At 71.7% G+C, this 10,865-nt stretch carries 10 protein-coding genes; 5 read left to right on the top strand and 5 right to left on the bottom strand.

Features of this window, described 5'->3' with window-relative positions; translation table 11 throughout:
• A partial coding sequence (locus Q0741_RS11450; protein WP_298233332.1) for a LemA family protein occupies positions 1-478 on the bottom strand: 478 nt, incomplete at its 3' end.
• A gap of 219 nt (positions 479-697) precedes the next feature.
• Between Q0741_RS11450 and Q0741_RS11445 the strand changes: the two genes are divergently transcribed.
• Together Q0741_RS11445 and Q0741_RS11440 are read left to right on the top strand one after the other, a co-directional pair.
• Entirely contained in the window at positions 698-1,222 is a 525-nt protein-coding gene (locus Q0741_RS11445; protein WP_298233331.1) for a hypothetical protein, read from the top strand.
• A complete protein-coding gene (locus tag Q0741_RS11440; protein WP_298233330.1) occupies positions 1,219-1,647 on the top strand; it encodes a hypothetical protein in 429 nt (142 codons plus the stop codon). The genes Q0741_RS11445 and Q0741_RS11440 overlap by 4 nt, the downstream gene beginning before the upstream one ends.
• Before the next feature lie 48 nt (positions 1,648-1,695).
• Here the strand turns inward: Q0741_RS11440 and Q0741_RS11435 are convergent, their stop codons facing one another.
• Entirely contained in the window at positions 1,696-2,514 is an 819-nt protein-coding gene (locus Q0741_RS11435; protein WP_298233329.1) for a universal stress protein, read from the bottom strand.
• A 287-nt stretch (positions 2,515-2,801) separates the two neighbouring features.
• Between Q0741_RS11435 and Q0741_RS11430 the strand changes: the two genes are divergently transcribed.
• The 3 genes from Q0741_RS11430 (at position 2,802) to Q0741_RS11420 (ending at position 4,837) form a co-directional block, all read left to right on the top strand.
• Positions 2,802-3,254 carry a universal stress protein gene (locus tag Q0741_RS11430; protein WP_298233328.1) on the top strand — a complete coding sequence of 151 codons (453 nt, stop codon included), beginning with the start codon at positions 2,802-2,804 and terminating at the stop codon, positions 3,252-3,254.
• Between the two features lie 176 nt (positions 3,255-3,430).
• Entirely contained in the window at positions 3,431-3,922 is a 492-nt protein-coding gene (locus Q0741_RS11425) for a hypothetical protein (protein ID WP_298233327.1), read from the top strand.
• 222 nt (positions 3,923-4,144) lie between these two features.
• Entirely contained in the window at positions 4,145-4,837 is a 693-nt protein-coding gene (locus tag Q0741_RS11420; RefSeq protein ID WP_298233326.1) for a Crp/Fnr family transcriptional regulator, read from the top strand.
• 40 nt (positions 4,838-4,877) lie between these two features.
• Here Q0741_RS11420 and Q0741_RS11415 read toward each other — a convergent pair whose 3' ends face one another.
• The 3 genes from Q0741_RS11415 to ppsA form a co-directional block, all read right to left on the bottom strand.
• Positions 4,878-6,953 (bottom strand): PAS domain S-box protein, encoded by a 2,076-nt coding sequence (locus Q0741_RS11415; RefSeq protein ID WP_298233325.1) that lies wholly within the window; start codon positions 6,951-6,953, stop codon positions 4,878-4,880.
• Between the two features lie 29 nt (positions 6,954-6,982).
• On the bottom strand, positions 6,983-7,732 hold the full coding sequence (locus Q0741_RS11410; protein WP_298233324.1) for a response regulator transcription factor: 750 nt from the start codon (positions 7,730-7,732) through the stop codon (positions 6,983-6,985).
• A 347-nt stretch (positions 7,733-8,079) separates the two neighbouring features.
• Positions 8,080-10,551, bottom strand: a complete 2,472-nt coding sequence (ppsA, locus tag Q0741_RS11405; protein ID WP_298233323.1) for a phosphoenolpyruvate synthase — start codon at positions 10,549-10,551, stop codon at positions 8,080-8,082.
• Positions 10,552-10,865 lie beyond the last annotated feature (314 nt).

Genomic DNA, 10,865 nt, shown 5'->3' with positions numbered 1-10,865 from the left:
ACGCCAATGCATGCCACCGCCGGCGCACGCTCTTCCAGCAACTACAACTGTAGGGGTAATCGCGGCGCTGCGCGATCTGTTCCTCCAACCCGCCAATACGCTGCTGCAGATCCTGATGAGCCCCGCTGGCCTGGAGCTGGGGATGCGCCGCGCTGAAGTCCAGCAGCGAGCGGACGCACCGCGACAGCGCTTCCTCTGACGCCAGCCGCTCGCCGTCAGGATGTCCGCATCCGGTTCGCTCACACAGCCCGCTGGTCTGCTCCAGCAGTGCGCCGTCGGCGCCGCCCTGCTCCCTGACCATCTCGATGAGCCTGGGCACCTCGTCGTGACGCTGCCTGAGCAGCACGTCGATGCCGGACCACGCCTGATCCACCTGGTGCTTCGCGTCCGCCAGCGCGTTGTAGAGCGCGATGGCATAAGCCGCGACGACGGTCGCGAGCAGAAACAGGGCGAACATGAACACGGCGATCTTCACCATCGGGGACTCCTTCGGATCACGGGTCAAAGGCATGCGAGGCTTCGCACCGAAGCCAGAGCCTGGGTCGCCGTGGAACGCGCGCCGGTTCAACGTCCAGCCCGGCGTGCACATGGCGTTACATCGCGGCCGGCCTCATCGCATGTGGCCTTGCTGTTCCTCAATCCCCCCGGCGAGGTGCGTCCTAAGGTCGATATATCCACAAGACCTTAGGAGAACCGCATGCAGCGCGAATCCCCGCCCCGGTTCGGCGAGGAGCAACTCCAGGCCGGCAACACCCTTTTCGTTCTGGAAGACACCGCGGCCAGCACCGAGGACGCTAGCCAGCGCATCGCGTTGTGGATGGAACAGACACTGGCGACCCAGGTGTTGGCTTTCAGGCGGCTCACCGAGGCGCTGCAAGCGGCCGTGGAGGCCCTGCTGAGCACCCAGGATCCACGGCGCCTGCGCGAAGCCCGCGACACGCTGCTCGCCAGCGTGCTGGGAGAGCTGGCGCACTGGCAGGGCGAGACCGACGACGCCTGGCGCTCGCTGCAGCGGGACTTGAGCCGCGACCCGGCCCAGTACGCCACCGAGGCCACCGGCGAATTGACCGGCCCAGCCTGGCGGCAGCAGCCGCCGCACGCAGTGAAGCCGCAGCACGCGCAGGACGCCAGTGGCCCGTCCCTGCCCGACGACGGATTCAAGACGTGGGAGCATCCATGGCTGCCCTGGCGGCCGGGTTCTGACACCTCGTTCCGTACATGAAACCCCTGGCGCTCCCCCTGGCTGCGGCCGTTTCGGCGCTGCTGGCCCTGGGCGTCGCGACGGCCGCCTCGTCCGGAGTCAGTGACGGCGGATGGCCCTACCTCGAAGGCGGCACGGCACCGCAGGACGAGTGGCTGCTGCTGGCCCACCAGCGCCAGTACAGCCTGCTGCTGATGACCGCCGGGCGCCGTGGCGGCACGGATCTGAACGGGGTGCGCGTGCGCATCGTCGGCCCGGGCGCGGACGAGGGCTTCGACCGCGTGCTCGCCGGCGCGTGGCTGCTGATCGACCTGCCGCCGGGCCGCTACGAGGTCACCGCCACCCACCAGCGTGACCCGCAGCACCAGCACCTGGAAATGGCCGCCGGTGAGCACCAGGCGATGGTTTTCTACTTCGGCGAAGTGGGCCCGGCGCCCGCGGATTGACGTGACGCGAGAGCGCACCATGGAAGAGCTTCGTTCCCTTCGCGTGCATCAGTGGGCCATCAGCACCGGCAGCGTCATCGCGCCCAGCACCGCGTGCGTGGCCCCACCCAGGACCAGTTCCCGGGCACGCGCGTGGCCGTAGCAGCCCATCACCAGCAGGTCGGCGCCGAAGTCGGCCGCACGCGAGAGCATCGACGCGCCCACGTGTCCAGTGTCGGGACCCTCGTGGCTGTAGGTGGCGTCGATGCCATGGCGCAACAGCAGCGGGCGCACCTCGGTGGGGTCGCAACCCCAGCCCACCACGCGCACCTGCGCGCCGGGGTGCAGCAGCGGCAAGGCCGCGGACAGCGCCTGCGCCACCTCGCGCGTGGGCTTCCAGGCGATGAGCACGCGCCGCCCGACGTCGCCGAAACGGCCCGCCCAGGGCAGCACCAGCACCGGCTTGCCGCTGTCCACCGCCACCGACTCCACGAAATCCGCCGGCACGCCGGCGCCGGCGGGCTCGGCCGGGTCGTACTGGCCCAGCACCACGAGGTCCTGGCACAGCGCCTCGCGCACGAAACCCCTCAGCACGCCCTGCAACGGGCTGAGCTCGGCCCAGCGCAGGCGCGGCCCGCCGGGCAGCTGGACCTCGTCCACCAGGGCGCGGGCCTGGTCGCGGTGCTGCTGATCCAGGCGCAGCGTTTCGGGAATGAAGCTGCCGCTTTCCGGGAAGGGCGCCGTCACCTGCAGCACGCTGGGCATCACGGCGTACAGCGCCGTCACCGTGGCGTCCAGCCGCCGGGCCAGCGCGCAGGCCAGCTCCAGCCGCATCCGACTGCGCGGCAAGGCATCGACATGCACCAGGATCGAAGCCAGCGAGTTCATGCTCACCTCCTTGAGGCCCCTGCCGCCGCGGCGCACGGGCCTGCCCGATGCCGCAGCCACGGCAGCTCCGGCTGCTGAACGGTCCTGTAGGGCCGCGGGGCAATGCGATGGTTGCGCCGGCCCTGGCGCCATCGCCATCCGGCAGCCCGACTCGGCGGTTACCTGTGCAACGGTCACGCCCGCTCCGGGGGGACCCGCCACGCCGATTGCGCTTGATCAAGTCCCGGTGCCACCATCGCCGAAGAATGCCCGTGTCCGCGGCCCGCGGGCCAGTGCGGGAGAGCTGCATGTACTCCAGGATCCTGGTTCCCATCGATGGCAGCGCCGCTTCCGGCCGCGCGCTGCAGGAAGCCCTCGAGCTCGCCCGCCGGCTCCAGTCCACGCTGCTGCTGCTGCATGTGGTGGACACCTACCAACTGATGCTGTCCAAGCCCAGCCAGGACAGCTTCGACGAGGCGCGAGAAGCGCTGCTGGAGCGTGCGCAGGCGCTGCTCGACGACGGCTGCCAGGCGGCCGGCCAGGCCGGCGTGAACTGCGAGGGGGTGCTGCGCGAAGTGATGTCCAGCCGCGTCGCCAGTGCCATCCTGGAAGAGGCCTACCGCCGCCAGTGCGACCTGATCGTGATGGGCATGCATGGCCGCAACGGCCGCACCAGCCTGCCGCTGGGCAGCGACGCGGAACAGGTGCTGCAGGCCGCCACGGTGCCGGTGCTGCTGGTGCGCGAAACCCCGGCCAGCTGACGGCCCGCGCTGCGGACCCTGCCCGTGCAACCCCAGGAGGCACGGGCGCCGACGGATTCCAAGCCGGACGGCCGGAGCCGGCCCGAGTGTTCCCGCAATTGACGCCGCGCAAACCGCGCCCCGCCTTGACCCCTAGGCTGTGTGACGGGTGCTTGAGTACCGGCACCCGCCCGCTGATGGATTTCCAAGCCGCCCTACTGCTCACGCCGGACGCCCTGCCCACCCCGGCCGGTGAGGCGCTGCTGCACATGGCCCGCTCGCTGCGGGCCATGGCGTGCAGCGGCCCCATGCCGCCGCTGCTCGACAGCAAGCACCTGGGGCTGCTGTCGCGGCACCAGCGCAGCGCCTCGCAAGGCGCGGTGGAGCACGCCGCACGCGGGCTCGGTGCCCGCGTGGCCTGGGTGCCGGCCGAGGTGGCGTGGGTGGCTGAAGGACCCGGCGCGCGCGACACCGCGCGCCTGCTGGGCCGGCTCTACGACGCCCTGGACTGCGAAGGCCTGCCGGCCGGGCTGCTGCGGTGCCTGCGCGAGGACAGCGGCGTGCCGGTGTACGAGGGCCTGGGCCGCGAGGAGCATCCACTGGCGCGGCTCCTGCCCTGCCTGGACGACGATGACGGCGACGGCCACCGCTTCCTGCTGCAGGCGATGCTGGTGCGCACACTGCTGTAGTGCCCATGAAGCCGCCGTCACGCGGCTGACACGATGTGTTCACCGAGCGTTACCCAGCGATGCATGCCATTGGCAGGCCGTTGTCGCCTGGGCGCGATCCTGCGCGCCCAGGCCAACACATCACAGGTGTCGCCCATGAGGTTCGAACCCGCTGCCACCCGTCTCACACCGCGGCTCCCGAACCCGGGACCGCTGCGCTGCGGCCCTGGCGTTGCCACCGGCATGCGGTGGCTGATCGAGGACACGCTGCAGCGCCTGCGCGATTCGGGCCTGCCACTGCACCGGCGGCTGGTGCATGCCGGCGACACGGTGTACCGCTGTGGCGAGGCCTTCAGGGAGTTGCATGTGCTGCACTCGGGCTTCTTCAAGGTCGTTACCGTCACGGCCGACGGCCGCGAGCAGGTGGTGGGGCTGCACTTCAAGGGCGACTGGCTGGGCTTCGACGGCATTGCCGCCGGCCACTACACCTGCGACGCCGTGGCGCTGGACGTGGGCGAGGTCTGGTCGCTGGACTACGAGGCGCTGCTGGCCCTGTCCGTGAGCGAGCCGGGCCTCACCGGCATGCTGCACGCCGCCATGAGCCGCCAGATGGCCCGCGAGCGCGAGTCGATCCTGTCGCTGTGCACGCTGTCGGCGGACGCACGCGTGGCCGATTTCCTGCGCCAGTGGGTCGAGGCACTGGACAAGCGCGGCCTGCGCACCGACCGCATCACGCTGTGCCTCTCCCGCGCCGAGATCGGCAACTTCCTGGGCATGACACTGGAGAGCGTGAGCCGCGCGCTGTCCAGGCTCGCGCGCGAGGGCGTGATCGACTTCGCCGAAAAGGGCCGGCGCCACGTGCGGATCCCGGACCCGGGCGCGATCAACGCGTACATCGAGCGCAGCCTGGCGCAGGCCTCGGCGGCGCTGCAGTAAGGGCCTGCGAGCCGCGGTCGCGAGCCGCTTCGACACGACTTCAGCGCCGCTCCAGCGCTTCGGCCATCGCCCGCGCCAGCTGCTCGCGGCTGCAGGGCTTCTGCAGCAGCCGCCAGGCGTGGCGCCCGGCGTCGCGCAGGGCCACGGGCTGGCTGGAGTAGCCCGACATCAGCAGTACCGCCAGCCCCGGCCAGCGCGCCGCGGCCTGCCGTGCCAGCTCGGGGCCGCGCATGCCCGCACCCAGCACCACGTCGCTCAGCAGCAGCTCGAAGCCCTGCGCCGGGTCCAGCCCCAGCGCCTGCTCGCCGCCGGCGCAGCTCGTGACCTCGCAGCCCAGGGAGCACAGGAAGCCGCGCATCACCTCGCGCACCTCGGCGTCATCCTCCACCAGCAGCACCCGCAGCCCCGCGGGCAGCGCGAGCGCCGGCGCCGCGGCCTCGGCCGACGCTTCGGCCGCCTCGGCCGGCACGCGGGGGATGTAGAGCGTCACCGTCGTGCCCGCGCCGGGCGCGGAGTCCAGCGTCACCGCGCCGTGCGACTGGGTCACGAAGCCGTACACCGTGCTCAGCCCCAGGCCCGTGCCGCGCCCCGGCGGCTTGGTGGTGAAGAAGGGCTCGAAGGCGCGTTCGCGCACCATCCCGGACATGCCCACGCCGCTGTCGCTGACCGCGATGGCGACGTAGCCCGCCGAGGCCTCGGCCAGGCCCGCCTCGCGCGCAGCCTCGGGCGGCAACGTGGGGACGGCGCGGCCGCTGAAGCGCAACCGTCCACCCTCGGCCATGGCGTCGCGGGCATTGATGGCGATGTTGAGCAGCGCCGCTTCCAGCTGCCCCGGATCGGCCAGCACGGGCGCGAGGGGCTCCAGCTCCACGCCGATCTCGATGCGCTGGTCCAGCGTGCGCCGCAGCATGTCCGCCAGCGAGGCCACGAGCTGCGCCGCGTCCACCTCGCGCGGCTGAAGCACCTGGCGGCGCGAGAACGCCAGCAGCTTGCCCGTGAGCGCCGCCCCGCGCCGGCAACCGCGCAGCGCCGCATCGACCAGCTGCAGGCCGTAGGCATCGCCGGCCAGCGCGGGCAGGTCCTGCAGCACCTGCAGGTTGCCGTGGATCACCGTGAGCAGGTTGTTGAAGTCATGCGCGATACCGCCGGTGAGCTGTCCCACGCTCTCCAGCCGCTGGGCATGGCGCAGCGCCTCCTCGCCCTGCGCGCGCTGCAGACTGCTGGCCAACAGGTTCGACAGCGACTGCAGGTAGCGCAGCTCGTCCTCGCCGAAGCGCTCAGGCCTGCACGCGTGCGCACTCAACAGCCCGGTGGCGCGGCCACGGTCCAGCAGTGGCACCACCAGCGCGCTGCGCAGCCCGGCCGTGGCGCGCTGCGGCGGCGGGTCGAAGCGCTGCTCCTGGACGTAGTCCGCCACGGCCAGCGGCTCGCCCCGGCGCAGCACGTGCAGCGCCTCGGCATCGGGCAGGACCGGCAGCCCCGCGTCCGCACCGGGCACGGCCAGCACACCGCAGGCGCCGACCACGCGCACGTGGCGCTGGTCGGGCTCCAGCAGCAGCACGGCGGCGGCCTCGCACTCCAGGGCCTGCGCCGCCGCCACGGGCACGCGTTCGAGCAGTTGGCGCTGGTCGCGCGTGTCCACCGCCAGGCGGCCGAGCTGCGCCACCGACTCGGCATAGCGCGCACGCTGCAGCGCTTGCTTCGCACGCGGGTATGCGCTCACGTCGCGGATCGCCGCCAGCACGTAGGGCAGCCCCTGGGACTGCAGCGGGCTCAGCGCGATCTCCACGCACACCTCGCTGCCGTCGCGCCGCCGCGCCACGAGCTCCATCTGCATGCCCATGGGCCGCGGCCTCGGCTGCCGCGCGTAGTCCGCGCGGTACGCGGCGTGGCGCGGACGCGCGGCATCGGGCACCAGCGCGTCCACGTTCAGGCCCGTCAGCGCCTCGACGCCGTAGCCCAGCAGCCGGGCCGCCGCCGGGTTGGCCAGCACGATGGTGCCGCCGGCGTCCACCAGCAGCAGCGCGTCCGGCGACGCGGCGAACAGCGAGCGGTACAGCGTGCCTTCGTCGAAACCGGCGGCAGGCACCGGCATCCGGGAGAGATCGGTGTCCATGGCGCCGTGCCGGCCTCCGGATGACGGGTTCAGAGCAGCTCGACCGGCGGCACGAGGATGTAGCCCGCGCCGCGCACCGACTTGATGAGGCGCGGCTCCTCGGCCTCGGCTTCGAGCTTGCGGCGCAGCCGCCCGACCTGCACGTCGATCGTGCGGTCGAAAGGCGCGGCCTCGCGCCGGTGCGTGGCCTGCAGCAGGAAGTCGCGCGCGAGCACGCGCCCGGGATGCTGCAGGAACACCAGCAACAACTCGTACTCGCCGGTGGTGAGCGCGACCTCGTGCCCATCCGGCGCGAGCAGGCGCCGCGCCGCCTTGTCCAGCTCCCAGCCGAGGAAGCGGTAGCGCGAGCGCGGCAGTGCCAGCACACCCGGGGCGGCCCCGGGAGGCACGGCGGGCGGCACGTCGGCCGCGGGTGCCATGCGCCGCAGCACGGCCTTGATGCGTGCCAGCAGCTCGCGCAGGTCGAAGGGTTTGGTCACGTAGTCGTCGGCGCCGATCTCCAGGCCCACCACCTTGTCCACCGCGTCGCCGCGGCCGGTGACGATGACCAGTCCGCAATGCCAGTGCTCGCGCAACCGCCGCGCGATCGCGAAGCCGTCCTCGTCGGGCAGGCCCAGGTCCAGCAGCACGAGCTGCGGCGCATCGGCGGCCATGAGCGCCATCAGCGCCGCGCCGTCATGCACTTGGCTCACGCGAAAGCCCTGGCCCTGCAGGTAGCCGGACAGCAGCAGCGTGATGTCGGCGTCGTCATCGAGCACGGCCAGGTGCGCGACGCTCATGAACCGGCCCCCGTGGAGCAGGCGGCTTGGCCAGGCTGCGGTTTCAGCGGCGAAAACATGGCGGCCCCCACCGGGACCGCCGTACACGAAGCCCGTCCGATCTGCATCCGCTCCCCCCTTGCTCCAGCGCGGCTGTTTGCACCAGACGCGTCAGCCCTGCATCGCGCTGGAAGTGTGCAAAACGCCGTCAACTTCAGCCTGCAAAAAGCTCAACAAAGCGCAGCCGGCGTAAGCGGGGGCTGAAGGCTGCAACCGGTGGTTGCGCATTCATCGCTTTCGCTTGACACGACCCTCCGGCTCAAGGCATGCGAAGCCATCTTCCCGCCGGGGAGGGAAACGGACCGCGCTCAAGCCTCGCGGCCCTTGAACGCCATCGCGGCAGCCGCGTCAGGGGGCCGGCGCGGCAGGGGCTGGGACGGCGCCTGGTCGAGCCGCTGCTCCACCGCCAGCACCTCGCGCATGACGGACAGCAGGGTGTCGGGCGTGACGCTGATCGAGTCGATGCCCAGCTCCACCAGGAAGCGCGCCATGTCCGGGTGGTCCGAAGGCGCCTGGCCGCACAGGCCGATGTGGCAGTCGTTGCGCCGCGCACCTTCCACCGCCATGCGGATCATGGTCTTGACCCCTTCGTCGCGCTCGTCGAAGTCGAAGGCCACCAGCTCGGAGTCGCGGTCCACGCCCAGCACCAGCTGCGTGAGGTCGTTGGAGCCGATGGAGAAGCTGTCGAACAGCCGCGCGAAGGCGTCGATCTGGAGCACGTTGTTGGGGATCTCGCACATCACCCAGACCTCCAGCCCGGCGCGCCCGCGCTCCAGGCCGTGCGCCGCCATGGTCTGCAGCACGCGCTCTGCCTCCTCGACGCGGCGGCAGAAGGGAATCATGAGCTTCACGTTGGTGAGACCCATCTCCTCGCGCACGCGCCGCATCGCCGCGCACTCCAGCGCGAAGCCGTCGGCATAGGCTTCATGCGCGTAGCGCGAGGCGCCGCGCAGGCCCAGCATGGGGTTCTCCTCGTGCGGCTCGAACCAGCGCCCGCCCAGCAGCTGCGCGTACTCGTTGGTCTTGAAGTCCGACAGCCGCACGACCACCGGGCGCGGGTAAAAGGCCGCGGCGATGGTGCCCACCCCCTCGGAGAGCTGGCGCACGAAGAAGTCGGCCGGGTGCTCGAAGCCCTGGGTCAACCGCCTGATCTGCGCTGCTTCCGCCTCGTCCTGCACCCGCTCGGGATGCGCCAGCGCCATCGGGTGGATGCGGATGTGCTCCGCCACGATGAACTCCATGCGCGCCAGCCCCACGCCGGCGGCGGGCAGCAGCGCGGTCTGGAAGGCGATGTCGGGGTTGCCGAGATTGACCATCAGCTGCGTGCGCGGCCGCGGCAGCGTGGAGACGTCGATGCAGTGGTGCGTGAAGGGCAGCACGCCCGCGTACACCTTGCCCAAGGCGCCTTCGGCGCAGCTCACCGTGACCTCGTCGCCGGTGCGCAGCCGCGTGGTAGCGTCGTCACAGCCCACCACGGCCGGGATGCCCAGCTCGCGCGCGACGATGGCCGCGTGGCAGGTGCGCCCGCCGCGGTTGGTCACCAGCGCGGCGGCGGTCTTCATCACCGTTCCCCAGTCGGGCATGGTGGTGTCGGCCACCAGCACCTCGCCGGGCTGGAAGGCGCCCAGCTCGTTGACGTCGAGCACCACGCGCGCCGGCCCGGTGGCGATGCGGCTGCCCACGGCGCGCCCGCTGGCCAGCACGGTGCCCTGCGCGCCCAGCCGCACCTCGTCCACCAGCCCCACGGGCCGCTGCGAGGCCACGGTCTCGGGCCGCGCCTGCACGATGTAGAGCTGGCCGTCCAGCCCGTCCTTGGCCCATTCGATGTCCATCGGCGTGAGCTGGCCGGCCTTGTGGCTGTAGTGCTCCTCCACCACCACGGCGGCGTCCGCCAGCGCCAGCACCTCGTCGTCGCTGAGGCAGTAGCGCAGCTGGTCCTCCCGGGGCGTGGGCACGTTGCGCGTGGTTTCGCGCCCGGCGCCATGGGAATAGACCATGCGTACCTCCTTGCCGCCGAGCTTGCGCCGCAGTACCGCCCGGTGGCCCTGGCGCAGCGTGGGCTTGAAGACGTGGAACTCGTCCGGGTCCACCGTGCCCTGCACCACGTTCTCGCCCAGGCCCCAGGCGCCGGTGATGAAGACGACGTCGCGGAAGCCCGACTCGGTGTCGAGCGTGAAGATCACGCCGCTGGCGGCGCGGTCGGAGCGCACCATCTTCTGCACGCCCACGGATTGGAAGACCTTGAAGTGGTCGAAGCCCTTGTCCACCCGGTAGCGGATGGCGCGGTCCTTGAACAGGCTGGCGAAGCAGCGGCGCACCGCCTCCAGCAGCGGGCCCTCGCCGCAGACGTTGAGATAGGTCTCGTGCTGGCCGGCGAAGCTGGCGCCGGGCAGGTCCTCGGCGGTGGCGGAACTGCGCACCGCCACCTCAAGGTGCTCGCCGTACTCGCGGCGCAGCCGGGTGTAGGCGGCGCTGATCTCGCCGGCCAGGTCCGCCGGCAGCGGCGCGGCCATCACGATCTCTCGCGCGCGGCGGGCACGGCGCGCGAGGTCCTCCACGTCGTAGGGGTCCAGGCCGGACAGGGCCTCGCGCAGGTGCGGCCAGGCGTCGGCCTGGTCGAGCAGGTGGCGGTAGGCCTCGGCGGTGACGGCGAAGCCATCGGGCACGTTCACACCTTGCGGCGTGAGCTCGCTGAACATCTCGCCCAGCGAGGCGTTCTTGCCGCCCACCAGCGGCACGTCATCGGCGCCGATCTCGGCGAACCAGCGGATGTACTTCATGGCGGTTCCCCCTGCGCCCGCGGCGTGCGGGCGCTACAGCACGGCGAAGCATGGGCCGGCGCTGCGGCGCTGTGTTGATACCCATCAAGCGCGCGGGCGCTCGGGGCGCGCCGCTCATGCAAATCACTTGTCCGACTGAAACCGCATCACCCGTTCGCCCTGAGCCTGAACGTGGTGGATGAGTCCCCATCACCCCTCGGCCAGGCTCCCCAGCACCGCCAGCAGGGCCTTGAGCGCGGGCGAGGGCCGCGCGCGCCAGAAGGCACAGACCTCGTAGCGCGGCAGGCCCTCGCGCAGCGGCAGCCGCGCCAGGC

The organism is uncultured Azohydromonas sp. (assembly GCF_937926365.1).
Lineage (GTDB): Bacteria > Pseudomonadota > Gammaproteobacteria > Burkholderiales > Burkholderiaceae_C > Azohydromonas.
Note: the sequence above shows the minus strand (reverse complement) of the source record. Positions and strands in the feature narration are given on the sequence as shown.

Excerpts from the sequence above, each read along its gene's own strand:
- Q0741_RS11415 (WP_298233325.1), bottom strand. The coding sequence starts at position 6,953 with ATGGACACCGATCTCTCCCGGATGCCGGTGCCTGCCGCCGGTTTCGAC.
- ppsA (WP_298233323.1), bottom strand. The coding sequence starts at position 10,551 with ATGAAGTACATCCGCTGGTTCGCCGAGATCGGCGCCGATGACGTGCCG.
- Q0741_RS11430 (WP_298233328.1), top strand. The coding sequence starts at position 2,802 with ATGTACTCCAGGATCCTGGTTCCCATCGATGGCAGCGCCGCTTCCGGC.
- Q0741_RS11410 (WP_298233324.1), bottom strand. The coding sequence starts at position 7,732 with ATGAGCGTCGCGCACCTGGCCGTGCTCGATGACGACGCCGACATCACG.
- Q0741_RS11420 (WP_298233326.1), top strand. The coding sequence starts at position 4,145 with ATGCGGTGGCTGATCGAGGACACGCTGCAGCGCCTGCGCGATTCGGGC.
- Q0741_RS11425 (WP_298233327.1), top strand. The coding sequence starts at position 3,431 with ATGGATTTCCAAGCCGCCCTACTGCTCACGCCGGACGCCCTGCCCACC.
- Q0741_RS11440 (WP_298233330.1), top strand. The coding sequence starts at position 1,219 with ATGAAACCCCTGGCGCTCCCCCTGGCTGCGGCCGTTTCGGCGCTGCTG.
- Q0741_RS11445 (WP_298233331.1), top strand. The coding sequence starts at position 698 with ATGCAGCGCGAATCCCCGCCCCGGTTCGGCGAGGAGCAACTCCAGGCC.
- Q0741_RS11435 (WP_298233329.1), bottom strand. The coding sequence starts at position 2,514 with ATGAACTCGCTGGCTTCGATCCTGGTGCATGTCGATGCCTTGCCGCGC.